The following is a 24,281-nucleotide window of genomic DNA, read 5'->3' as shown; positions in this document are numbered from 1 at the left end:
TTCACCTCTTATATCAATTCGTCTAATAGTTCTGCTAATGCAAGTGATACTTTTTTTGCTAGTAACGGAGGTACAGCATTTCCTATCATCTGATATGCATTTCCTCTGTTTCCCAAAAAGTCAAAGTCATCATCAAAGGACTGTAATCTTGCGGCTTCCCTTGGTGTTATAGATCTGCACTGCTTTGGATCATAATGAATAAATCTATTTCCATCTTTGTGCAAATGAGCAATAATAGTTGTGCTTGGCTCGTCCCTTTTTAGTACATGGTATCTGTGAATTGGAGACTTAGAACCAACCTGTTCTTCATAAATCTTACTTAAGACTTTACTATCCACATATTCATTTCTTCCAGACTCAATATCATCAGCAAGCATTCCAAAAATTTTCATATCTCTTATACTGTGATATCTTGATTCATGCCATGTTATCTTTGTATTTGGTATGGTATACGCTTCTTTCTTCTTATGCTTTTCTTTATCAAATGTAGGATAAATAGGTGGTAAATCCCCAATAGCATCTTCAACGGTTTTTTTATGTTTCACTTTATATTTTGGTAGAAATTCATTATAAAACTTGTGTAAAGCTTCTTGTGGATCATCTACTATCTCCCTTCTAATTCCTAAAATAATTAATCTATTTCTGGATTGTGGTACTCCATAATCGCTTGCATCTAATTTAGTATATTTTTTTATATCATCTACAATCTCATATCCGATTCCATTAAAACCATCTCTTATTAATTTTGTAATAGGTGTTCCATCAGGAATTGCACTTAATAATCCTGGCACGTTTTCAAAAACAAATACCTTGGGTTTATATCTATCTACAACGTTAAGGTAATGTTCGAAAAGGTAGTTTCGATAATCATCTTTCATGCCATTTTCATCACGTACTCTTCCCGCAACAGAGTACGCCTGACATGGGGGACCTCCAATTATAACATCAATTCCATCAGCTTTTTTTACATAATAATCCAGTCCCTTGTTTTCTCCAAATTCATCATCTTTCCATCCTGAGAACAATTCTTCTTCTCTCTGAATATCAAAATGAAGAACTCTTTGTTTAGCATCTTTAATGTTCCATTTTGTCTCCAGCCTATGTATCAAAGTATTTACCTGTGGCTTCAACCATTCGACTGCTGCGATATCATTATATCGATTACTTTGCAGAAAACCATCTTCAAGTCCACCACATCCAGCAAATAAATCAATCATTTTATATTTTCTGCTCATCCTCTAACCTCGTAAATATTCTTTCAGTTTTGTTGCAACAACATATCCCAGCATTGGTGGAACAGCATTTCCAACCTGTTTATATTGTTGCGATTTATTGCCATAGAAGATAAAATCATCTGGAAAACTCTGAAGTCGTGCACTCTCTCTTACAGTTGGAATTCTATTATACATATAATGAAAATGAGAACGATGTCCCGTATTAATTGTTAACGAAGGTTTTTTACTATTATAACGTGTCAATGCTTCATGGTATTTATATAGGCCACGATATTCTTCCGGCAATGCCTTATAATTTTTTCCTTCTGGAATAAGCGATATCATTTTCTTTGTTTTTTCAATTGGTATACTACCTATATGGTTCTGTACAACACTTGAATTACTACGCATTCTTTTCTGATAATCATTTACTGCTGGCTTAGCATATTCTTGTATTTCTTCTCCGTAAATTATCTCTCCCTCATCTGTTTGTAATGAAGGTAAATCACCAATAGCATCTTCGCATGTGATATAATGTTTGCTATCAAGAATTGCTTCTGGAAATTCAAATTCTGTTTCTGAATCTCTTAATCCTACAAAAAATACTCTTTTACGAATTTGGGGGATTCCATAATCAGGTGCATATAATAATTTAGGAGTAATTGTATATCCAATTCCCTTAAAATCTTCAATAATTCTATTTGCACCAATGCCTCCGTTTGTTTGAAGCATTCCTGGAACATTTTCCAAAACTACAGCTTGTGGTTTTAATTTATCTGCAAGTTTTACCATAGCCAAGTATAATGAATTTCTTTTATCATTCATATCTCTAGGTCCTGCAATAGAAAATCCTTGGCATGGTGGCCCACCTACTAAAACATCTAAATCTATATTTTTTTGTTTAATATAACTCACAATTCTTTCTATATTGCTATGATCAAACAAATCCAACTTCATAGCCTCTGCATTACCATGATTATCCTTGAATGTTTTTAACGCTGCTTCATCAAAATCAACGCCAAGTACTACATCATAACCAGCATCATAGAAACCACGAGATAGCCCTCCTGCTCCAGAAAATAAATCAACACAAGTAAATTTCTTACTCATTACAATAACCTCGTTTCAATTCATAGTATTTTAATTTTGTCATCCTTGTTATTTTTTTTTCTAAAATCAACTGGTTTAGGTGCATCATCTGGAATTGCCCAAACCTCTCCAACTTTAAATGCTCCTTCAATCCGATTTTCTGAACAAAGAACTTGAACTCTTCTTTGAGAGATGTTCCATTTTTTCGCCATTTGGCTTGCACTCATAAAACCCATTATTATCACCTAACTTTCTAAACCTTATTATATTCTACGGGGCGAATAAAAGCAACACAATACTGTTGTCTTATTTAAGTGTTTCCATTACATACTCATTCGTTTTAAATCTTATGATACAATTAATAATGCAGCTTATTACAGCTTTCTCATCACCTGTTTATGGATTGGAGATAATAAAATGCAAGTAAATTATAAAATTATTGGCAAGCGTATAAAGGAAACCCGCACCCAGCAGCATCTTACACAGGCCGAACTTGCTGAGATAACGGATATGTCTGTTTCCTATATTTGTTGTATTGAAAATGCAAAAAAACATGCAAGCCTGGAATCCTTGGTTCGAATCTCTAACGTACTTGGAGTTACCGTTGATGAATTACTAAATGGAAATCAGCTTCACAATCCGACTGAATACCAAACTGACATAGATTTATTGATGTCTGACTGTTCCGGATCAGAAAAACGTTTTATATTTGAACAAATCAGCGCCGCAAAATCCATATTGCGAAATAACGACTGGATACTGACTGAAAAGAAAGACAAATATAAAGGATAGCAAATTGCCTAATTATCAGATTTATATGTACTTGAAAATAGACCACAGGTTAAATACTTGACTCATGGTCTATTTTCAATTCTTATGAAAAAAATATAATAGAGCCATACTGCTTAAACAAGGGAAGGTTACTTATGACTGAAAATGAGATAAAGCAAGAAAGCATTGCTATACAAAAATCAAAAATCAGGGAACGATATAAAGGCATAAATTCAGATGAACTAGATGTTATTCCCGCTTTGCCACAAGAAGATTTTTATGATAATCAAAGGGAAAAGCGTGTAGCTGTCTATGCCAGAGTATCAACCGATGATCCAAGACAAACATCGTCATATGAATTACAGAAATACCATTATCATGATGTTGTCAGCCGCCGTCCAGACTGGAAACTCATTGAAATATATGCCGATGAAGGCATTTCCGGCACCTCTCTCCAGCACAGGGATGCATTTGTAAAAATGATTACTGACTGTAAGGCAGGGAAGATAGACTTAATTGTTACAAAGAGCGTTTCACGTTTTGCCCGAAATGTTGTTGACTGTATCGGATATGTTAGGCAGCTCGCTGCTTTGCAACCACCGGTCGGAGTATTTTTTGAAACCGAGAATATTTACACCTTGAACAGTACGAGCGAAATGAGTTTATCTTTCATTTCTACATTAGCCCAGGAAGAAAGCCATAATAAAAGTGAAATTATGAATGCTTCAATCGAAATGCGTTTCAGAAGAGGTATTTTTCTCACACCGCCACTTCTTGGCTATGACCAGGATAATGATGGTAATCTTATCATAAATGAGGAGGAAGCTAAAATTGTACGATTGACATTTTTTATGTACCTATACGGCTACACTTGCCAGCAGATTGCCGACACACTTACCAACCTTGGATGTCGTACTAAAAAGGATAATACAACCTGGTCGGTAAATTCTATTTTGCAAATTCTTCAGAATGAAAGGCACTGTGGAGATGTTCTTGCTCGGAAAACCTGGACCCCAAGTTACCTAGACCATAAATCAAAGAAGAACAAACAGGACAGAAACCAGTATCGTCAGCGTAATCATCATGAGCCAATTATCTCAAGAGACGATTTCATTGCTGTTCAACACCTAATTAGCAACGCAAAATACGGAAATAAAGGACTCCTTCCGGAACTTCATGTCATTACCGACGGTGTTTTAAAAGGATTTGTTCCTATCAATCCAAGATGGGCAGGATTCAAATCAAAAGATTATAAAGCAGCATCAGAAAGTGTTACTGAAGATGTCAACTCAATATCATCCTCCTGTATAACAGCTCAATCTGGAGATTTTGATCTTCGTGGTTTTGAAATAGCGCGAGCACAGTTTTTCGATACCGCTGATCGAATCAGTATGACATTTTCTGTTAATGGAATCAAATTCAGTACAGAGGCTATTCGTAAGTTAAATGATATTGTCGGTATTGAAATGCTGGTGCATCCAACCAAACTCCTATTTGCTGTACGTCCTTGTACAAACGAAAACAGAAATTCCGTACAATGGGCCAGTCCTCAAAATGGTCGGATTAAGCCTCGCCTTGTCAGTGGTACTGCCTATTTATCCACTTTATATGATATATTCGGATGGAATCCAACCTGCAAATACCGCGTAATAGGAGTTCTTAAAAAAAATGAAAATACATCACTCATAATATTTAATTTACACGAAACGGAAATCTTAATTCCAAGTGATGTTCTTGATTCAGCCGATAAAAAAGAACAAGAATCAAAAAAGCCATTGGAAGATATACTTCCATTTACTGAAGGTGCAAAGAAGAATGTCCTTGCTTATCCAGCAGATTGGGTAAATGGATTTGGTAACAACTATTATAGCCATTCGCAGGCTCGTGAACTTGCCGCTTTTTCAAATAATAAAGAATGGGGTGTTCACCTGGATGGAGTTCCGTATAAAGAATCCGAACTGCAAATAACCGATTCAGATGATATTTGTAAAAGCATCGACGAATTAATGAATGATATGAAACAGGAGGTTAACCATGAACGAAATAACCATGTTGAATGATAATATTATTCAGAACACAAGTAATGAAATTATGAATAATACCTACAACCCAAAACAGAAAACAACCTCAAGGGATATTGAAATAATTGAAGAGGATGCTTTTAGTTATGATGGTTATCAGGTCGTTCGTGGAGAGTTTTTTGCACATACATATGAACCATCCTTCACTTTAAGTAACTGCAAAGTCTCCTTAAATACCGCTTGTATAAAAAAGCTGCCTGATGTTGATTTCGTACAAATTCTTGTAAATCCGGATGAAAAAAAATTGGCTGTCAGACCTTGCTCAGAAGATGAAAAGGATTCCTTTCGTTGGTGTTCTGCTAGTGAAAAAAAACGTTCTCCAAAACAGATTACGTGTAGAATGTTTTTTGCAAAGGTTATCTCACTCATGGGTTGGAACCCAAACTATAGATATAAGTTATTAGGAAAACTAATAAGTTCTGATAATGAACTTCTTTTTATTTTTGATCTTACAACACCTGAAATATATATGAGTACGGCCAAAGAGGGGGAAAAGCCAAAAATGTCACGTACTCCCGCTTACCCTACTGAATGGAAGAATCAGTTCGGTTTACCTGTGGAGGAACATCAAAAATCCATTCAGGTAAATATTTTTGACGGTTATGCAGTCTTTGGTATCCAGGAAAACAGGAGAATTTTTTCCTCTTCTGATATTGAAGCAATGGAAAGTGAGGTAAAACAAAATGATTAATCAAACATCCTTACAACCGATTCTATCAATCGATCTTAAGAAAAATCGTATAAGAATTCACAAATCAACACTACATATGTTGGGAGATCCTGAATACATCCAATTGCTTGTAAATCCTTCTGCTCGAATCATTGCTTTAAGACGTAGTATACGTGAAGATCATTTGGCCCATCATATTAAACCTCAAATGCTATCAACTAAAAATTGTTGTGAAATTTATAGTTGTGACCTTCTTCGAACTTTGCGAAATGTAAATTGCGGATGGCAGAATAAACAGGCATACCGAATTTATGGTGATTTAAATCAAAAAGAAGGGATTGCACAGTTTTCAATGAATGACTTTGTTTTAATGAACGAACCACAAGATAATATTGAATAGAGGAAAAAGTATGAACGACTATCGTATTCATAACCTTAAAATAGATGAGGAATTTAAGAACCTAATACCGCCACTTTCTCAAAATGAGTATGAGCAACTAAAACAAAATCTAGTAACCGAAGGCTGCCGTGATGCCATAGTTGTATGGAGTGGAATAATCATTGACGGACACAACCGATACGAAATTTGTCATCGCTTTAATATTTCATTTGAAATATTAAAGATGGATTTCAATAAACGGGAAGATGTAATTGCTTGGATATGCACCAATCAATTATGTACGAAAAACATATCAGATGAAACAAAAAGATATTTAATTGGAAAACGATATGATGCTGAAAAAATAACATGTGTAAAATACCCCATTGGAAATAATCTTTTTTCAGAGAATGAATTTTCTACCATGCTTTTGGGCGAAGATAATAGCTGCAACAACGGAACAGCACTTCAGCTCGGAAAAGAGTATTGCATCTCGCAAAGCACAATTTATAAGTATGGCGTCTATGCAAGAACCATAGATATTATTTTTGAAAAAGATGCTGATATTGCAAGAAAGATATTATCCGGCAAATTAAAAATATCTCATGAAAATCTTATAGAACTATCACGACTTCCAAAGGAGAATATCAAAAATTTGAACAGCTATCTTTCCTGTGAACAAATAGAACATATCAGCTATTCAGTAATGCGCCATGAACTGCAATGGAAAAGACTACCTTCCCCACCAATCAAACCATTAGTTCATACGAACATTCAAATCAAGCAGATGCCAAAGTATGATCCGGATGCTGATATTTCGAGCCTTATGCTTACCATTCCTTCCTGGGTTAGTTCCATAAAACGTACACGATTATCTGCTAATCTCAGGCACGTTTCGGATGGAGCACGAAACAAATTACAAAACCAGTTAGTCGACCTTAAAAATACAATTGAAAGTATGCTAAATGCCCTTGAGGAGAAAAAATAATGGACGAATTACTTAAGTATGTACCGAATGTACATTTTGAACAGATACCAATAAAGAACCTTGTATCCAACCAAGAATACCAACGAAACTTGTCAATTAATCATGTACAAAGGGCCGCTGACAACTTTGATCCGTATCAGGTCAATCCAGTAAAAGTCAGTCGCCGTAATGGAATCAATTATGTTTTTAACGGCCAACATACCATCGAAATCATTGCATTGGTATCCGGTTCTCGCGATACACCAGTATGGTGTATGATATACGATGACTTGGAATATTCGCATGAAGCAGATATCTTTGCTAACCAGATGAAGTATGTTAAACCGCTCTTGCCTTATGAAATCTTCATGGCCAATATTGAAGCCGGCAATGATAAACAACTGATAATAAAAGACTTAGTTGAATCTTATGGTTTATTCCTTACTCAAAGCTCCAGACCTGGCGGGATTTGTGCTGTTTATTCCTTAGAAAAGATATATGACAAGTACGGTTTCCATACACTGGATCGTGTTCTGCGTCTATGTATCGGAACTTGGGAAGGTACCCCACAATCTTTTAGCGGAAATATGTTAAATGGCTTGGTAATTCTACTTGAAACCTACGGTGATTCTTTGAAGGATGATGTATTCAAAGAAAAAGTTGGTCGAATATCGGTAAAAGAAATCAGCAGAACCGCCAAAGAACGAAAAGCTGGATCACTCGGTTTTGCTGAGGCTCTTCTTCTCGCTTACAACAAAAAATCCCATAATCCATTGAAATGGGAAACATTATATGCACTCAAAACAAAATCTGTTGCTTCCGAAGAACAGGAGGAAGAATTCGACAGCAATATAAATCCAGTCACTGATGGCCAACTTGATATATTTAATACTTGAGATAAATAATATATCCGAGACCCTGCCGTATTAAAAGGCAGGGTTATATTTTTATCTAGGCATTTATTCTGCCATGCAAAATGATTGTTGTTTTTTCAACAATTAAAAGGAAATATCTATTGGTCTAACGATAACCATACTCTTATAACGATTAGTTCATATCGTTAACATGGTTGTGCAAGTGCAGCTAAAACGATTGCAATTATTACAACTTAGTTAATTGTTTTTCGTTGAAAAGTCAGAACCATCTCTGAGCAACACCATACAAAAACCCTTGTATTAAGCTGTTTTCATAGCTGAACACGGAAAGCGAAATTGTATCAATCTCGTAACCTTTTTGTTTAAGATATCATAATCCGTTGCGGGTTGTCTTTTGTAGTTCGATACAATAGCTGAATCATTATTTATAATTTTAGTATTTTCCATGTAATTATTATCTGTAAAACCTGCCTGATCACTTAATTCCTGTAAAACCATCTCTTCCCCATCTGCTTCCAAATCACCGGTTAATAATAAATCAAACTCCTTATAACTGATACTGAGCACGGTGGAATATGCATTTCGGGATGTGAAACTATAATTGGCATCCGGATGCAGACAGTTAAAGTAAATGTCACCATCCTTTATGGAGTCCCCTCGTTTTATATAGGTTATCTTTATCCCTTTTTCCTCAGCCATTGAAACAAGTTCTTCATATACTTCATCTTTCTTAAGTATATCCGGAAGAAGCAGATTACGGATCATTATATTACCTTTATAAATCGTCGGTGATTTTATCCCATTGCTATCTTCCATCCCTTTAATTAATTCTTTCAGACCGGATATATGATCTGAATCCATATGGGTCACAATAGCATAATCTAAAGCTTCTATGCCATTTGCTTTAAAGAATGGTGCCAGTCTGTATTGTCCAACTTTGGAAACATCCGAACTTCCACCGTCTATCATATAAGTGGTTCCACTAGGTGATAAAAGAAATATTCCATCACCTTGACCTACGTCTAAAAAGGTCACAGTCAAAGAAAGAGGTTTCGATTTCATAAAAATAATTACTAAAAAAGACAATAGCAAAACGCATATTTTTCGCTTTATTTTTTTATAAAAGTAAATAAGCAGCAATACGATAATATAATAAGCAATAAGTATCCAGAGATCCGGACGACCCATTAGAAAAGTCCTGAAAGGTAATTTAGAGGCCTCTCTGCATATCCATTCGTAGAAATTTAACAGATAATGTACGCCCCCAATCATCACTACTCCAAGGGGCAGGTTGATACACCCTATTAAGCCCGCAAGAATAGCCAGAAGAATTATTATAGAGGACGAAGGTAAAATAATCATATTAATAAGAACAGAATAGGTAGGAAATTCATAAAAGAAATATAGAATAATCGGAAGCGTAATAATTTGAATACTGATACTGGTTTTTAATCCATCCCAGAAATTATTTCTATATGGTATCAGCACTGATAATATTGGATTGACTAAACCAATACCCAAAATAGCGCCAAAAGAAAGTAAAAAACCTGCATTTGTTATTTGGAGTGGTGATTGTATTAATATAAGTAAAGCGCTGATTGCTGTTGCAGATAACAAATCGTATGTTCTGCCGATTAATCCGGCAAAAATTAATATTATTAACATTACCACGGCACGATTGGTTGAAACACTAAAATTAGTCAGTACCCCATAGGAGAAAATAATAAATATAGAAATTCCCGCATTCAGAATTAACGGGATTTTTAAATGTTTCAGAAATTGAAATAAACATAAACCCAATAATGAAACATGCAGTCCGGATATTGCAAGTATATGAGAGATACCGCTTTGTTGATACAATTGTTTTATTTCAGGATCCAGAAGAGATATTTCCCCCAGTATCATTGCCGACAAAATACCTGCATTTTTTTTTGGAAGCATCTTATTATAAACTTCAACTAATTTTATTTTTATGTCATATAGAACTTGAGGAAAGATGGAATATTTATGATTTATGATATTTATTACATCAGCATTCATTTTGTAATATATATATAACATCCGGTTATATTGGTATTCATTGAATTGCCCTGGATTAGAAGCTTTCTGAAATTTTTTGATATCGCCTTCAGCGAATAAGATATTACCAATTTTGTATTGGTCTTTAGAAGATGTATATATTGTAATTTTACCGTTAATATATTTATATATGTTGTTCAGAGAAATCATATTATGTTTTAGTGTAAGTACCTGGTATTCACCTTTATTCTGGATCATCACGAGCTGTCCCTGAACAGTACCGCTAACCTCACTTACAAATAAGTCATCTATACTGCCCGGTGACAGCTGCAGATTCATCCGGTAAAACCCAAGAATAAATAATAGCGGCAAACATAATAAAAAATAATTATTGGCTATTCTTTGTTTATTTTTTGGAAGTAACAGCCATAATGCAATCAGTATAAAGCTTATTCCCCCTATTATAAATATATAAGAAGATAATAAGGAATATAGTGTCAAACCCGCCAAATAAAAGGCCAGCATCCAGACAAGGGGTCTCTTAATATTCATCTATTTGCTCCCCTCTACCAGATCCAGATTTCTTTCAAATAAATTATCAAGAGAAAGATCTTCCCTGTAATTCTTCTTAACTTGACCATTAATCGTAAACTGAACTTTGTTAATGGTAGAAAGTTCAACCAGGGAATTTACTATGGAATAAATTACCACTTCATCCTTTATACCAGGTATCTTATTTAATAATTTTTCATTAAAATCAACATAACAAATACCATCCTTGGTTGATGTATTAATCAATTCTGTTCCATCCGGTATCGTCTTTTTTAGATTCTCTTCTATATTTTTGATTCCGGTTGGTCCGGTAATTAAACTTTCAAGTATAAGTCTTTCAATGGATACATTACCATCAAGCGTATGAATTTTTAAATTTGTTCCTACCAGTTTATTCCCCTTCTCATTGGCAAAATAAACTGTTACATATACATTCTCCGCACTGGTACTATCAATAAAATCATCCGCTTTCATAAAGCTGATCGGTTGATCATTTAAACCCTTTAACGGCTGGCCGTCCACATAAAATTCCACATCTTCCACTCCGTCAATCTGACATAACGTTTTTACAATACAGGCACGGCAAAGTACTTCAGAAATACCGGTTAGATTACTATAAGCAGAATTAAAATTGATACTTAATCCATTATCCTCGTTAAAACTGAAATCCTCCACTTTAAGTTTATCCGGTTTTGCTGACTTAAGAGAAAGATCTTTTGGTTCCTTACCTAAAGCTTCCATGTATTCTTTGACTAAATCTTCTTTTGTTACAGCTTTGGGCTGATAAGGTTCCGCAACTATCTTTGTCTCATTTTTATCAATATAATAAAGGTTATGCTCTGCTTCCTCTGTTTTATCCGTGATGGTTTCATTATTTTTTTTACTGCAGGCTCCGCACAAGACAGCTATGATAAGAATAACAGCCAGCAATAAAAAATTAATTATATTTTTCTTATATTTTATATCATTTTCTTTCATCGTACCCTCCATGCTGCTGTTCACAGGCAATAAACGCGACGTGTTTTTTGTGAATGTATTGTCACAGAAAACCGGAGAATTGCAGCGCAGGAACGCTGTCGTCGCGTTTTGTGTGCATCGCAAAGCGTGTTTGTTTACGGGACTGCTGCTTTTTGCAGGGGAGTGAACAGTCCCCCTCCATCCCTGTAAAGGAGTAAAAGTATCCCTGGACGGCTTCCATCCTGCCTTATTATGCAATATAATTAATCGGTACACGTACAGTAAATGTAGTTCCTTCATTTTCTTTGCTATATACTTTAATAGCACCCTTGTGCATATGAATCGCATTTTTCGTAATGGATAAGCCAAGTCCTGTACCGCCTGTACCTCTGGAACGGGCTTTATCTACCCTGTAGAAACGGTCAAATATAAAGTCTTGCGCATCTTCGGGAATTCCGATTCCTGAATCTGCTACTTTCACATAGAAGTATTTATGATCAGCATTTAAAGATACTCTTACCCAGCCGTCTTCCACATTATATTTAATCGCATTTTCAATTAAGTTGGATAGAGCAAGTGACAGTTTCACTTCATCCACTTCCGCTATTACCGGGCGAAAACTTTCATAAATTAACTCAATATTATTTTTCTTGGCAATCGGACGAAGACGTTTTAAAACCAGTTCCAACAAATCATTTATCTTGATAGAAGTAATGTTCATCTCACTTGCAGTTTTATCCAGTTTAACCAGGGATAATAAATCGTTGATTATTTTATTCTCACGCTCTATTTCTTCTGTTATATCCACTAAGAATTCCCTATACAATTCAGGTGGTACATTCTCCTGCATGATAAGAGAATCTGCCAATACTTTAATAGAGGTAATCGGGGTTTTTAATTCATGGGATACATTGGATACAAATTCCTGTCTGGATCTTTCCAGATTTTTAATACGCAAGAGCATCTGATTGAGGGAATTAGAAATCTGTTTCACCTCATAGAATCCGTCTACTTTAACCTCTTCATCCATATATCCTTCCGTAAGATGGCCGATTGCCTTTTTTAAATTAATAAAAGGTTTTGTAAATACACCGGAGTAAAAAAATGCATATACAAATATGAGGATAGCTGTAGTAAGGAATAATACATTTGCTTTTTGGGATAATATTGCAGATATGGTATTGATATTTTTCGTTGAAAAGTTCATCAAAATAACACCCATAACTTCCTTAGTGGTAGTAGTAGTACGTGTAATAGGAACCGTCATCTCAACAAAATTATTCTCTTTATCCTGGCGGATACTATTAACCCCTCCGAGACACTTTATAACATCCTCTGAAATTATAATATTACCGTCTTCTATACCATAAGTATCCTTTAAGATATTTAACTTATTATCTACAACTAATATTCTTCCGTCATAAATATTAGCGGTACGTAATAATTCAGTATTAACTTCCTCAATGGTTGGGTCACTAAAATAACCGGAGGTTAATAATAGATTTGCCATAGAACTTCCCTGACTTTGCAAATCATTTTTCCTCTGTTCAAAAGCGGTTGTATCATAGGTATTCAACATCTCCCAGGCAAAAAATAAAATCGGAAGAATACCAATTAAGAAGAGTGCAAATAAAGAATGCACTCTCATACTTTTAAGAAACCATAATTTTTCTTTAATCTTGGAAAAAATAGCCAACACCCCATTTTGTATGTATATATTTTGGCTCGCTAGGATTATCTTCAATCTTCTCACGTAAACGACGAATGTGTACATCTACGGTTCTAACATCACCTGGATAGTCATATCCCCATACAATATTAAGCAAATTTTCCCGGCTGTATACCTTATTGGGATTGAATATTAATAACTCCAGTAAATCAAATTCCTTCGCTGTTAAATTAACTTCTTTATTATTAACATAAACACGTCTGCTTTCACAATCGATTTTCAGATCTTCAAATTTAATAACTTTTGCCTGATTGTCAGCTGATTTCTTGGAACTTCTGCGCATAATAGCCTTGATACGGGCTTTTACTTCCAGTATATTAAAGGGTTTCGTTATATAATCATCTGCTCCGTATTCCAAACCCAGAATTTTATCCATGTCATCTCCCTTAGCAGTGAGCATAATAATCGGCATGTTGGAAAATTCACGAATCTGTTGGCATACCTCAAATCCTGTAAGTTTAGGCAGCATTACATCCAACAAAACAACATCATATTCTTTCTTTTTAGCAGCTTCCAATGCTTCTTCGCCATCATAAGCACAGTCAACTTCCATTCCGTCCTGTTCCAGACTAAAGCGTATCCCTTTTACGATTAATTTTTCATCATCAACAACAAGTACTTTCTTACCCACATTCATCACCCATTCCTATAATTTCTAAGTCAGTTTCCTAATGGAAATCACTCAATTTACTGTTATCCTATCACAGATTTTATTATAAACGGAATCTTTTATTCCGTTAATACTCTTAATTTCTTCAATTGTTTTAAACCCAGCGTGTTCCTGTCTGTAAGTCATTATGCTTTCTGCTTTCGATTCCCCAATGCCAGGCAATGTCATAAGTTCCTCAGCTGAAGCAGTATTGATATTAACTTTCCCGGAAGTAATACCACCATGGGAATCGTTTTCTTCACTTTTGGAGGTGATATTGTCTGAAACCAGATTTGTAGAATTGCTTAAAATGTCCGCCTGCTGGTTTTTTACTTCCTTCCTGGTTGGAATGTAAACCTTTTGTCCGTCTTCCACTTTAGCAGCCTGATTGACATAATCGCCGGCTGCATCTTTTGTTAAACCTCCAGCTAACTTAATAACATCCACCAGTCTGGTACCCGCTTTCACTTCATAAACATCAGGTGTCTTAACAGCTCCGCAAATGTGTATATAGATATTTCCGGTATTATCTGAAGTTTCAATAAAAAGCTTATCTTCTGCCTTTTCATATCCGGATTGTTCTACAGCAAGTTTATCCCCTTTTATTCCTGTTTCTTCCTTATCATTGCTATTTTTCTGATTAGTAACCGCCATTTTTTGGTTTTCGGGTTCCGTTCTATCCACTGACTCCATTTGACTCGTTGCTTCATCCTGTAAAAAAATGTTCGCTGTCTCTTTATCCCTGCAACTGTAGAGAATTCCTGTAAATAGTATCAGAACAATAATAATTCCGATTTTTAATATATTCTTTTTCTCCATGATTTAGTCCTTTCTTACTTAGTTCCATGAATGAATTGATTCCATGAAAATCGATAAAAAAGGGTCATATCAATAACGTATCCTCAATACTTTACTGCATGATAATATTCTACCTAATAAATTGTATGATTACAATAGGTATTTTGAAAGATTTTAAAATATAAGAAAAACTTCAGAAAACTAGTCCCATTTAAAGGTAATAATTCCGCCGATTACTAAGATGACACCGATTAATTTACGCCACACGAATTTTACCTGTTCCACTCCGAAAATACCAAATAACTCTATTACATAAGCCGTAATTAATTGTGCGGTAACGATTAACATAATTGCTTTTGCCGGTCCTAAGGAATCTACACTTTTTATAACTGTATAAGTAATAAAAGCACCTATCGCACCACCTAACAGCATATATTTATTGTCTACCTTAAAAATTGTCCCAAAGCTGCCCTCCCGTCCGGTTATAAACCAGGCGGCAAGACAAACTAAAAATGCTGTAAACTGTACAAAACTGGAAGATACCCATATGCTTGTCTCTTTTGTTATTCCCGTATTAAATACACCCTGGATACTCATTAATGCACCTGATATGATTGCAATAATCCATCCCATCATAATTATCACCTTTTTCTTATAGTACGGCTGCATATAATATCCAAATCCGCCTATTATATTTTTACCAAATCATGAGTAGCATATTCATTGAATTGGAAAAAAGGATATTAATAACAACAAAATAAATCCCAAACTTCGAAAAGTGAGGGATTTACGGTTTTACTGATTACTATTCTTATTAAAATGTACTTTCGAGAATACCTATCATCTCATCCACATGTTCTTTCGTAATGATCAAAGGCGGTACAAACCGGATAACATTTGCTCCTGCCGAAATAATAATCAATCCTTTATCCATGGCTTTTAAGATATAATCCTTTACAGGTACTTTAAATTCCAATCCCTGCATTAAACCTTTACCTCGTCTTTCCATAATAAAGTCATACTTTGCTGCTAATTCATCCAACTTTTGTTCCAGATATCCACCTATTTCGTTAACATGGGTTATAAGATTTTCCGATTCATATAAATCAAATACTTTACTAACGGCTGCCGTTGCAAATGGATTGCCTCCATAAGTTGTTCCATGATCTCCCGGTTCAAAAGCTGCCGCCACTTTATCCGTTGCGGCAAAGGCTCCGACAGGCACTCCGCATCCCAATGCTTTTGCACTGGTAATAATATCCGGTTTTACCCCATAACCCTGGTAAGCAAACATACTTCCGGTTCTTCCCATTCCGCATTGTATTTCATCAAAAATAAGCAGAATATCCAGTTCGTCGCACAGGTTTCTTAAGCCAATAAGAAATTGTTTCTCTGCAGGATATACACCGCCTTCTCCCTGTACCGGTTCTACTAAGATAGCACAAGTTTTATCTGTTATTTTTTCTTTAATACTATCCAGGTTATTAAAATCTGCAAATGCAGTACCGCCGATTAAGGGTTCAAAAGGTTCCCGGTATTTTGGGTTCCCGGTAACAGATAAGGCACCCATACTTCTGCCATGAAAAGAATGATTCATGGAAATGATTTGACTTCCTGCCTGATGCTTTTTATTATAATAATATTTTCTTGCAAGCTTGATAGCTCCCTCTATTGCTTCCGTACCGCTGTTAGTAAAAAATACCCGGTCCATACCGGAAGCTTTGATTAATTTTTCAGAAGCTTCCACTGCCGGAACATTATAATATAAATTAGAAGTATGTAAAAGCTTATCTATCTGGTTTTTTAAGGTCTCATTATATTCTATATTACCGTATCCTAATGCAAATACAGCAATACCTGCAGCAAAGTCCAGGTATTGCTTTCCATTAATATCATAAAGGTATACCCCTTCGCCTTTGTCCAGTACAATTTGAAATCTGTTGTAAGTATGCATTAAGACCTGTTCTGCTTTTTCAATATATTCATTCATCCCCATGATATTCCTCCTATTTTCCTGTCTGAACCTTTTCATGTTCAAATAAAATTCCTTCATTATTCAATATAGCCGTACCGATACCTCGATTCGTAAAGAATTCAAGCAATAGACAATGTTCCATTCTTCCATCTAGAATATGGACTCTGGATACACCGTTTCGTACCGCATCAATACAATTTTTCAATTTAGGAAGCATGCCACCGCCGATATAACCATTATTAATTAATTCATCCGCTTTGTCTAAAGTTAATACGGATATTAATGTGCTCTTATCCTCCGGATCCGTATATACACCCTCAATATCAGTAAGAAAAGCTAATTTTTCCGCTCCTATTGCCGTTGCTACTGCACAGGCTGCGTCATCCGCATTTATATTATAAGCATGAAATTCATCATCCAGTCCAATTGGTGCAATAATAGGAATGAAATTATTATCAATTAAGGTATTAATTAAATCCACATTAACTTCCGTTACATTTCCCACATATCCGATATCCTGGCCGCCTACCAATTTCTTTTCAACTTTCAGAGTGGCACCGTCTTTACCGCTGATTCCGACTGCTTTTACACCCAGCTTTTCTATCATCTGCACCAGACCTTTATTTACCTTGCCCAATACCATTTCCGCAACTTCCATAGTCTGTTCGTCAGTTACTCGTAAGCCTTCCACAAATTTTGATTCATGTCCTAATAAACTCACCCATTTACTGATTTCTTTACCGCCGCCATGAACAATAATCGGCTGCATTCCGACCAGTTTAAGAAGAGCCACATCTTTAATTACATTTAACTGAAGATTTTCATCCAACATGGCACTTCCGCCGTATTTAACGACAACCTTTTTATTATTAAATTTCTGTATATATGGTAAAGCCTCTATGAGCGTTTGCGCCTTAATTAATATTTGATCCATATGTTCCATTCTAGTGTATTCCTCCGGTTATTTTATTACTGCTAGAGATTGTCTGTATATTTACTCACGAATCCCTCTTCTTTTTTCTTTCTGCCTGTTAAATATGCTTGATAATTAAGTTTCTGTTTAAATATGAGGTAAAAATATTCACATACATACTAATTATCAGGAACGATAATCTGCATTTATTTTTACATAATCATAGGTTAAATCACAGCCCCATGCTGTTGCTGTACCGGCACCCGCCTTAATATCTGCTATTGCACGAACTTCTTTCGCAGATAGTATCTTGGTTGCTGTTTCTTCGCTGTAATCAGTTGCCATTCCGTTTTCAACCAGTTTTAACTTACCGTCTGCACTTTCAATATATAAATCCACCTGGTCCGGATCAAAGTCTACACCGGAATAACCCATAGCACAAAGAATTCTGCCCCAATTTGCATCATTACCGTAAACTGCTGTTTTAACCAGGTTCGAGGTAATTATGGATTTACTTAATATAACTGCATCTTCTTTATTTTTTGCACCCACAACTACAGTTTCAAATAATTTAGTAGCCCCTTCCCCGTCTGCTGCCATTTGTTTTGCCAACTCGGTTGTTACAAGATTCAGAGCCTTGCAGAATTTATCATAATCTTCATTTTTCGACGTAATCTCTGCATTACCAGCCAAACCATTAGCCAATACTATCAAAGAATCGTTTGTGGAAGTATCCCTGTCTACGGAAATCATATTAAAAGATTCTTTTACATCTGCACTGATTGCTTCCTGTAATAAAGCTTTACTTATTGCTATATCCGTAGTTACGACACCAAGCATGGTAGCCATGTTGGGGTGAATCATCCCGGAGCCTTTTGACATACCTCCCACTGTAACAGTCTTATCTCCTAGTTCAAAGGTAACTGCATATTCCTTGGAATAGGTATCCGTAGTCATAATTGCTTCTGCTGCCAGCAATCCACTCTCAAGTGTATCCGCTAATGCATCCGCTAAAAGTTTTGCACCTTCTGTCATAACGTCAATAGGAAGCTGTTTCCCGATTACACCGGTTGAAGCAGTCAAAACTGCATTTACCGGAAGTCCAAGACTTTTAGCTACAGCTTCTGCCATTGTATAATTATTCTCATCCCCTGCAGTGCCGGTACAAGCATTAGCCACACCGCTGTTTAATACCACGGCCTGAGCTGTTTCATTTTCTTTCATTACTTTTATATCCCATTTAACCGGGGCAGCCTTTACTACATTTGTTGTAAAAGTTCCTGCTGCCTTTGCAGGTATAATACTGTATACTAAAGCCATATCTTTTCTTTTCTTTTTTATTCCGGCATAAATACCGGCTGCCTTAAATCCTTTTGCTGCGGTAACCCCGCCTTTTATAATCTCCATATGATAAATCCTCCTGGCATCTTTGCCATTCCTAGTCTTATTTTCTCTTAGTCAGAGTAATACTCGTCCGTTTAAGGAAACATAGGAACTAACTGTAATCCGCTGTTTTCTTCTAAACCGAACATTAAGTTCATATTCTGGACTGCCTGACCGGCTGCTCCTTTTACCAGATTATCCATTGCACCCATCATTATGATGCGGTTGGTTCTGGAATCAATTACAAAATTCACATCTACAAAGTTACTTCCCTCCACCCATCTGGTTTCCGGGCAGACACCTTTATCCAATACTCTGATAAAATATTCATTTTCATAATATTTATGATACACTGCCTTAACTTCATCATATGTTACCTTTTGTTTCAGATTACCATAAGCGGTGATTAGTATACCCCTGTTCATAGGAACTAAATGGGGTGTAAAGTTGATTTTAATATCCTGTCCTGCTGCATACGATAACTGTTCCTCTATCTCAGGAGTATGTCTGTGGTTTCCTACACCATACGCTTTTATATTCTCATTCACTTCGCAGAAAAGATTACCAAGCTTAGCCGCGCGGCCCGCACCGGATGTACCTGATTTAGCATCTATAATAACTGAATCAGGATCGATTAGTCCTTCCTTTAACAACGGATATATGGATAAAGTCGTGCAAGTCGGATAACACCCCGGATTGGCAATCAATCTTGCTTTTTTAATCTCTTCCCGGTTAACTTCGCATAATCCATAAACTGCTTCATTTATAAACTGCGGGCTTTGATGTTTTATCCCATACCATTCTTCATAAACAGCCACATTTTTGATTCTGAAATCTGCACTTAAATCAATGATTTTAACTTTGGATAATATGTCACTGTTCACTAAGGAAGCACATAACCCCTGGGGTGTTGCCGTAAATATAACATCCACCTTTTCTGCCAGCTCCTCCATATTATCATCCATACATGTAGAATCCACTAATCGAAACATATTCTGAAACACTTCGTAGTACTTCTTATCTATATAACTTTTCGATCCATACCATACTATCCTGGCATCTTTATGTTGTAATAGTAATCTGACTAACTCCTGTCCGGCATAACCGGTTGAACCAATGATTCCTATCTTTATCATCTGTCTACCTCCGTTCTTTTTCCTGTATCTGAAATAATTATTTATAATTATACATCCAAATTGTATATTATGCAATAGCTGATTTATAATTTTTCATTTTTTTCTATTTATGCAGGAAAACCCTTACTGTAAACATAATGCTGCTATCTTTCAAATATATCTTAATACATATTTATAATTTTCATTTTGTATATTTTTACTTTGCTGGTTTTCTTTATTCTTACTCATCTGTATTATTTAAAATATCTATGCCTTCCTCATATAATCTTGCATATAATTTAGCAATAGGAAATCCTACAATGTTATAATAGTCACCCTCTATTTTTTCAATATTTACTGCAAATTTACCCTGTATTCCATAAGCACCCGCTTTATCAAAGGGTTCACCGGTAGCTATATATTCATCAATCTGTTTTCTTTTCATAGGATAAACCCAAACTTCTGTTTTTTCTGCAAAAATGATTATTTTATCTTCAGCCGTATTGATTCCATCTTTTTTTTCATCCGTTTTAATTATTACGGAAACTCCCGTATATACCTGATGTCTGTTACCTTGCAGCATTTGCAGCATAGCTTTTGCATCCGCCTCATTTTTAGGTTTTCCCAAAACTTGTCCATCAATTGCCACCATGGTATCCGCTCCGATTACGATAGCCTTACCCTCAACTTTTTCTGCTACATCACGTGCCTTAACACAAGCTAATTCCTTTACGATTTCCTCGGGTTTTTCTTTTGTGATAATTTCTTCTTTATCGCTGGACCAAACAGCGAATTTAACACCAACCTGTTCCAGTATTTCTTTTCTTCTTGGTGAACCTGATGCTAAAATTATTTTATACATAATGACCTCCATGATACGTATTAATCCTTATTATTAATCCAGTTCTATTTTATACATTAAACTTTTATTTCAAACAAAAAAGAGGCATAGATAAATCAACCCAATTGCCTTAAAAACAATCAAACGTCTTTTATCTATACCGTAATACATTATTTGCCTTTAAATAATTGTACCATTATTATACATATATGTCTATCATTTTACATTAGAAAGGGTCTGGCTTACCATCAAATTTTGATTTTTATTTAATATTTTCAAATTTACTATTGCATAAAATAACATTATGATGTATATTTATAATAATTCAAAACAAGGTATTTTCACCTTAAAAACTATTTAAAAAATTCAGGAGGATATATAATATGAAAGAAAAAGTTATACTTGCTTATTCCGGCGGATTGGATACTACCATGATTATTCCATGGCTAAAAGAAAATTATGATTATGATGTTGTATGTGTATGTATTAATGTAGGTCAGGGTAATGAATTAGATGGTTTAGAAGAAAGAGCTAAACTGTCCGGTGCAACAAAATTATACATCGAAGACGTGGTAGATGAATTTGTTGATGATTATGTATTACCTTGTGTGAAAGCAGGTGCCGTTTATGAAAACAAATATTTACTGGGAACTTCTATGGCAAGACCTGTCATTGCCAAACGTTTGGTTGAGATTGCAAGAAAGGAAAATGCTACTGCGATCTGCCACGGTGCCACCGGTAAAGGTAATGACCAGGTACGTTTTGAGTTAGGTATTAAAGCCTTAGCTCCTGATCTTAAAATAATCGCTCCATGGAGAATCTGGGATGTTTCCTCCAGGGAAGAAGAAATTGAATATTGTAAAAACCATGGTATTGACCTGCCTTTCTCTGCAGATAACAGCTACAGCCGTGACAGAAATTTATGGCATATCAGCCATGAGGGTCTGGAATTAGAAGATCCTGCATGTGCACCAAATTATGACCATTTATTAGTACTTAGCGTATCTCCTGAGAAAGCTCCGGATGAGGGCGAAACTCTTACCTTAACATTTGATAAAGGTATCCCCACAGCACTTAACGGAAAAGCCCTGAAACCCTCCGACATTATAACTGAATTAAATACACTTGGCGGTAAGCATGGCGTTGGTATTATCGACATCGTCGAAAACCGCGTAGTAGGTATGAAATCCCGCGGCGTATATGAAACACCGGGCGGAACTATCTTAATGGAGGCTCATACGCAACTTGAAGAATTAATTCTGGACCGTGCAACATTAACCTGCAAGAAAGAAATCGGCAATAAATTTGCTGATGTTGTATATGAGGGCAAATGGTTTACACCGCTTCGCGAAGCACTTCAGGCTTTTGTTGATGTAACCCAGCAGTATGTGACCGGTGAAGTAAAATTAAAATTATATAAAGGTAATATTATTAAGCAGGGTACCACTTCTCCTTATTCCCTGTATAATGAAAGTATTGCCTCCTTTACTACCGGTGATTTATATGACCACCATGATGCAGAAGGCTTTATTAACCTCTTCGGTCTTTCCTTAAAGGTCCGCGCCATGAAGATGGCTGCTGTTGAGGCAGAAAAAAATAAATAGTAATATAAGAGTCTGGTTATCAGACTCCAGCCCTGACGTGCTGTCACTTTAGTGACAATCCACCCTAAAGAATATTATCCTTTTGTCTGTTCATGTGCATCCTGCCCGGAGGGCTTTTTGTTAAGCAGGGAAGTTCGGAGAACTTTCTTATTTAACAAAAAAGCCTGAACAGGCTTTTTGTTTAGCACAAAATAAGCATATATTAGTTTATTACCTTAAAAATTTTTATTATTTTTCTAATTTAAATTTAATTATTCTTTTATTTTGTTGTAAACTATAAGATATATAGTAATGTATATATATATCTTGTTTGTTTTATGAAAGGAGAAATTAAAATGATTATCACAACTACGCCTTCCGTTGAGGGCAAAACAATTTTGGAGTATAAGGGTGTTGTATTTGGTGAAGTTATTTCCGGTGTTAACTTTATAAAAGATTTTACAGCAGGGCTTTCTAATTTTTTTGGCGGCCGTTCCGGAACCTATGAAGAAGAGTTAATTCAGGCGAGGGAAAATGCCATGAGAGAAATGGAAAACCGCGCCAGACAGTTAGGTGCCGATGCTATTGTTGGTGTGGATATTGATTATGAAGTGCTCGGAGCCGATAACGGTATGCTTATGGTCACTGCTTCCGGTACTGCAGTCAGGCTTAAATAGTTTTTAATTATTAATTAAAATAATATGTTTCCAGAAACTGTTCTAATATCATTTTATATTCCTTTGGATTCTTCTGGCAAGACTGAGCATGCTTTGCATGGGGTGCTAAATAGATTTCTTTTTTATCCGGTTTGGCATCATACATGGCCTGGGACATGTAATAAGGTACAAATTCATCTTCCAGTCCATGTATAAACAGTATCGGTATATTACTCTTAACTGCTGCATCCATTGGAATAACATCACTAATCCAGAACCCGGCCCGAAGCTTAATTAAAACTTTGGCTGCAGGTAAAAACGGAAATGTGGGTAAATGATAATATTTTTTTAATTGATAACGTATTAATTCTTCCAAAGAGGAATAGGAACAATCTGCTATTGTACAACGTACTCTCCCATCTATGGCATGATGGGATAAAACCGTTGCTCCCCCCATAGATTCACCATGTGTTACTATAGCAAGATTGGTTCCGAATTCTGAATAACACCAATCCAGTACCGTCTGTAAATCAAACTTTTCGTAATACCCCATACTTGTATAAGCTTTATCGCTTAAACCGTGATTTCTGTGATCATATGTAAGTACAGTAATGCCTTTTTTTAAAAACATGGAAGCATATATCATACTGCTGTATTTACCACAGGTATAACCATGACAGATAATTGCTATTTTTAGTTTATTATCCGGATTTAGAAATTGCTCTTTACTTATATCATTATTGATTAACTGGCAGGATAAATGATAGCCATAACGGGATTTAATAATAAAATCTTCCTTTTCAAGACCTTGGTATTCCTGTTCATTCAGTCTTCCCTCTTCTATTTCTCTTTGATAAAGTTTATCATAGGCTAATACCTTAGGTTTCAATACTATATTGGATAAAACCCATGAAGCTGCTATCAGCACTGTCACGATTATAAGGGACATGAACAAAATAATATAACTTAACATTTCTTTAATTTTCTCCTATCTTTTTACGATTTTATAAATTACGGGGTTTTAAATATGTCTGATTACCCGTTACTGACTCATAATTATTTCTA

General features: G+C 35.6%; 23 protein-coding genes. 8 read left to right on the top strand and 15 right to left on the bottom strand.

Going from position 1 to position 24,281, the window contains the following annotated elements; all coding sequences use genetic code 11:
* Positions 1-8: 8 nt before the first annotated feature.
* From RBU59_RS27620 to RBU59_RS27610, 3 genes are read right to left on the bottom strand one after another with little or no spacing between them, the layout of a single operon-like run.
* Complete coding sequence (locus tag RBU59_RS27620; protein WP_308145678.1) at positions 9-1,235, bottom strand: DNA cytosine methyltransferase; 1,227 nt, start codon at positions 1,233-1,235, stop codon at positions 9-11.
* Positions 1,236-1,238: 3 nt separating this feature from the next.
* Entirely contained in the window at positions 1,239-2,324 is a 1,086-nt protein-coding gene (locus tag RBU59_RS27615; RefSeq protein ID WP_308145677.1) for a DNA cytosine methyltransferase, read from the bottom strand.
* A 20-nt stretch (positions 2,325-2,344) separates the two neighbouring features.
* Positions 2,345-2,539, bottom strand: a complete 195-nt coding sequence (locus RBU59_RS27610; protein WP_308145676.1) for a DNA-binding protein — start codon at positions 2,537-2,539, stop codon at positions 2,345-2,347.
* 181 nt (positions 2,540-2,720) lie between these two features.
* Here RBU59_RS27610 and RBU59_RS27605 point away from each other — a divergent pair, with 181 nt between their 5' ends.
* From RBU59_RS27605 to RBU59_RS27580, 6 genes are all read left to right on the top strand, one after another.
* The gene (locus RBU59_RS27605; protein ID WP_308145675.1) at positions 2,721-3,095 is read left to right on the top strand and encodes a helix-turn-helix domain-containing protein; all 375 of its coding nucleotides are present in this window, start codon (positions 2,721-2,723) and stop codon (positions 3,093-3,095) included.
* 134 nt (positions 3,096-3,229) lie between these two features.
* The gene (locus RBU59_RS27600) at positions 3,230-5,134 is read left to right on the top strand and encodes a recombinase family protein (protein WP_308145674.1); all 1,905 of its coding nucleotides are present in this window, start codon (positions 3,230-3,232) and stop codon (positions 5,132-5,134) included.
* The gene (locus RBU59_RS27595; RefSeq protein ID WP_330698430.1) at positions 5,109-5,846 is read left to right on the top strand and encodes a hypothetical protein; all 738 of its coding nucleotides are present in this window, start codon (positions 5,109-5,111) and stop codon (positions 5,844-5,846) included. The genes RBU59_RS27600 and RBU59_RS27595 overlap by 26 nt, the downstream gene beginning before the upstream one ends.
* The gene (locus RBU59_RS27590) at positions 5,839-6,225 is read left to right on the top strand and encodes a hypothetical protein (RefSeq protein ID WP_308145673.1); all 387 of its coding nucleotides are present in this window, start codon (positions 5,839-5,841) and stop codon (positions 6,223-6,225) included. The genes RBU59_RS27595 and RBU59_RS27590 overlap by 8 nt, the downstream gene beginning before the upstream one ends.
* Positions 6,226-6,235: 10 nt before the next feature.
* Positions 6,236-7,192: a hypothetical protein gene (locus RBU59_RS27585; RefSeq protein ID WP_308145672.1), complete on the top strand. Its 957-nt coding sequence runs from the start codon at positions 6,236-6,238 to the stop codon at positions 7,190-7,192.
* A complete protein-coding gene (locus RBU59_RS27580) occupies positions 7,192-8,067 on the top strand; it encodes a DUF6551 family protein (protein WP_308145671.1) in 876 nt (291 codons plus the stop codon). Before RBU59_RS27585 ends, RBU59_RS27580 begins: the two co-directional genes overlap by 1 nt.
* 279 nt (positions 8,068-8,346) lie before the next feature.
* Here RBU59_RS27580 and RBU59_RS27575 read toward each other — a convergent pair whose 3' ends face one another.
* From RBU59_RS27575 to RBU59_RS27525, 11 genes are all read right to left on the bottom strand, one after another.
* Positions 8,347-10,617 carry a DNA internalization-related competence protein ComEC/Rec2 gene (locus RBU59_RS27575; RefSeq protein ID WP_308145670.1) on the bottom strand — a complete coding sequence of 757 codons (2,271 nt, stop codon included), beginning with the start codon at positions 10,615-10,617 and terminating at the stop codon, positions 8,347-8,349.
* On the bottom strand, positions 10,618-11,595 hold the full coding sequence (locus RBU59_RS27570; RefSeq protein WP_308145669.1) for a GerMN domain-containing protein: 978 nt from the start codon (positions 11,593-11,595) through the stop codon (positions 10,618-10,620). It lies immediately after the preceding gene.
* 229 nt (positions 11,596-11,824) lie between these two features.
* Complete coding sequence (locus tag RBU59_RS27565; RefSeq protein ID WP_308145668.1) at positions 11,825-13,222, bottom strand: HAMP domain-containing sensor histidine kinase; 1,398 nt, start codon at positions 13,220-13,222, stop codon at positions 11,825-11,827.
* A gap of 25 nt (positions 13,223-13,247) precedes the next feature.
* Positions 13,248-13,934, bottom strand: coding sequence for a response regulator transcription factor (locus RBU59_RS27560; protein WP_308148654.1), 687 nt, complete (start codon positions 13,932-13,934; stop codon positions 13,248-13,250).
* A 51-nt stretch (positions 13,935-13,985) separates the two neighbouring features.
* Positions 13,986-14,771, bottom strand: coding sequence for a helix-hairpin-helix domain-containing protein (locus RBU59_RS27555; RefSeq protein WP_308145667.1), 786 nt, complete (start codon positions 14,769-14,771; stop codon positions 13,986-13,988).
* Between the two features lie 180 nt (positions 14,772-14,951).
* Positions 14,952-15,386 carry a DMT family transporter gene (locus RBU59_RS27550; RefSeq protein WP_308145666.1) on the bottom strand — a complete coding sequence of 145 codons (435 nt, stop codon included), beginning with the start codon at positions 15,384-15,386 and terminating at the stop codon, positions 14,952-14,954.
* 178 nt (positions 15,387-15,564) lie between these two features.
* Positions 15,565-16,746 (bottom strand): aspartate aminotransferase family protein, encoded by a 1,182-nt coding sequence (locus tag RBU59_RS27545; protein ID WP_308145665.1) that lies wholly within the window; start codon positions 16,744-16,746, stop codon positions 15,565-15,567.
* Between the two features lie 10 nt (positions 16,747-16,756).
* Positions 16,757-17,659: an acetylglutamate kinase gene (argB, locus tag RBU59_RS27540; protein WP_308148653.1), complete on the bottom strand. Its 903-nt coding sequence runs from the start codon at positions 17,657-17,659 to the stop codon at positions 16,757-16,759.
* Between the two features lie 165 nt (positions 17,660-17,824).
* The gene (gene argJ, locus RBU59_RS27535; protein WP_308145664.1) at positions 17,825-19,045 is read right to left on the bottom strand and encodes a bifunctional ornithine acetyltransferase/N-acetylglutamate synthase; all 1,221 of its coding nucleotides are present in this window, start codon (positions 19,043-19,045) and stop codon (positions 17,825-17,827) included.
* A gap of 71 nt (positions 19,046-19,116) precedes the next feature.
* On the bottom strand, positions 19,117-20,157 hold the full coding sequence (gene argC / locus RBU59_RS27530; RefSeq protein ID WP_308145663.1) for an N-acetyl-gamma-glutamyl-phosphate reductase: 1,041 nt from the start codon (positions 20,155-20,157) through the stop codon (positions 19,117-19,119).
* A gap of 220 nt (positions 20,158-20,377) precedes the next feature.
* On the bottom strand, positions 20,378-20,998 hold the full coding sequence (locus RBU59_RS27525; protein ID WP_308145662.1) for a Maf family protein: 621 nt from the start codon (positions 20,996-20,998) through the stop codon (positions 20,378-20,380).
* Between the two features lie 362 nt (positions 20,999-21,360).
* Between RBU59_RS27525 and RBU59_RS27520 the strand changes: the two genes are divergently transcribed.
* Both RBU59_RS27520 and RBU59_RS27515 read left to right on the top strand, forming a co-directional pair.
* Positions 21,361-22,581 carry an argininosuccinate synthase gene (locus RBU59_RS27520; RefSeq protein WP_308145661.1) on the top strand — a complete coding sequence of 407 codons (1,221 nt, stop codon included), beginning with the start codon at positions 21,361-21,363 and terminating at the stop codon, positions 22,579-22,581.
* A 335-nt stretch (positions 22,582-22,916) separates the two neighbouring features.
* Complete coding sequence (locus tag RBU59_RS27515) at positions 22,917-23,237, top strand: putative heavy metal-binding protein (protein WP_308145660.1); 321 nt, start codon at positions 22,917-22,919, stop codon at positions 23,235-23,237.
* A 10-nt stretch (positions 23,238-23,247) separates the two neighbouring features.
* Here the strand turns inward: RBU59_RS27515 and RBU59_RS27510 are convergent, their stop codons facing one another.
* Entirely contained in the window at positions 23,248-24,189 is a 942-nt protein-coding gene (locus tag RBU59_RS27510; RefSeq protein ID WP_308145659.1) for an alpha/beta hydrolase, read from the bottom strand.
* Between the last annotated feature and the right edge of the window lie 92 nt (positions 24,190-24,281).

Source organism: Anaerocolumna sp. MB42-C2 (genome assembly GCF_030913705.1).
Lineage (GTDB): Bacteria > Bacillota > Clostridia > Lachnospirales > Lachnospiraceae > Anaerocolumna.
The sequence above is the reverse complement of the archived record's forward strand: the minus strand, read 5'-3'. Positions and strand labels throughout refer to the sequence as shown.

Bases quoted from the DNA above. Each gene is read 5' to 3' on its own strand.
- RBU59_RS27520 (WP_308145661.1), top strand. From the start codon at position 21,361: ATGAAAGAAAAAGTTATACTTGCTTATTCCGGCGGATTGGATACTACC.
- RBU59_RS27555 (WP_308145667.1), bottom strand. From the start codon at position 14,771: ATGGAGAAAAAGAATATATTAAAAATCGGAATTATTATTGTTCTGATA.
- argJ (WP_308145664.1), bottom strand. From the start codon at position 19,045: ATGGAGATTATAAAAGGCGGGGTTACCGCAGCAAAAGGATTTAAGGCA.
- RBU59_RS27580 (WP_308145671.1), top strand. From the start codon at position 7,192: ATGGACGAATTACTTAAGTATGTACCGAATGTACATTTTGAACAGATA.
- RBU59_RS27590 (WP_308145673.1), top strand. From the start codon at position 5,839: ATGATTAATCAAACATCCTTACAACCGATTCTATCAATCGATCTTAAG.
- RBU59_RS27565 (WP_308145668.1), bottom strand. From the start codon at position 13,222: ATGAGAGTGCATTCTTTATTTGCACTCTTCTTAATTGGTATTCTTCCG.
- RBU59_RS27615 (WP_308145677.1), bottom strand. From the start codon at position 2,324: ATGAGTAAGAAATTTACTTGTGTTGATTTATTTTCTGGAGCAGGAGGG.
- RBU59_RS27515 (WP_308145660.1), top strand. From the start codon at position 22,917: ATGATTATCACAACTACGCCTTCCGTTGAGGGCAAAACAATTTTGGAG.
- RBU59_RS27525 (WP_308145662.1), bottom strand. From the start codon at position 20,998: ATGTATAAAATAATTTTAGCATCAGGTTCACCAAGAAGAAAAGAAATA.
- RBU59_RS27545 (WP_308145665.1), bottom strand. From the start codon at position 16,746: ATGGGGATGAATGAATATATTGAAAAAGCAGAACAGGTCTTAATGCAT.
- RBU59_RS27510 (WP_308145659.1), bottom strand. From the start codon at position 24,189: ATGTTAAGTTATATTATTTTGTTCATGTCCCTTATAATCGTGACAGTG.
- RBU59_RS27620 (WP_308145678.1), bottom strand. From the start codon at position 1,235: ATGAGCAGAAAATATAAAATGATTGATTTATTTGCTGGATGTGGTGGA.
- argC (WP_308145663.1), bottom strand. From the start codon at position 20,157: ATGATAAAGATAGGAATCATTGGTTCAACCGGTTATGCCGGACAGGAG.
- RBU59_RS27600 (WP_308145674.1), top strand. From the start codon at position 3,230: ATGACTGAAAATGAGATAAAGCAAGAAAGCATTGCTATACAAAAATCA.
- RBU59_RS27595 (WP_330698430.1), top strand. From the start codon at position 5,109: ATGAACGAAATAACCATGTTGAATGATAATATTATTCAGAACACAAGT.
- RBU59_RS27610 (WP_308145676.1), bottom strand. From the start codon at position 2,539: ATGGGTTTTATGAGTGCAAGCCAAATGGCGAAAAAATGGAACATCTCT.
- RBU59_RS27575 (WP_308145670.1), bottom strand. From the start codon at position 10,617: ATGAATATTAAGAGACCCCTTGTCTGGATGCTGGCCTTTTATTTGGCG.
- RBU59_RS27570 (WP_308145669.1), bottom strand. From the start codon at position 11,595: ATGAAAGAAAATGATATAAAATATAAGAAAAATATAATTAATTTTTTA.
- argB (WP_308148653.1), bottom strand. From the start codon at position 17,659: ATGGATCAAATATTAATTAAGGCGCAAACGCTCATAGAGGCTTTACCA.
- RBU59_RS27585 (WP_308145672.1), top strand. From the start codon at position 6,236: ATGAACGACTATCGTATTCATAACCTTAAAATAGATGAGGAATTTAAG.
- RBU59_RS27605 (WP_308145675.1), top strand. From the start codon at position 2,721: ATGCAAGTAAATTATAAAATTATTGGCAAGCGTATAAAGGAAACCCGC.
- RBU59_RS27550 (WP_308145666.1), bottom strand. From the start codon at position 15,386: ATGATGGGATGGATTATTGCAATCATATCAGGTGCATTAATGAGTATC.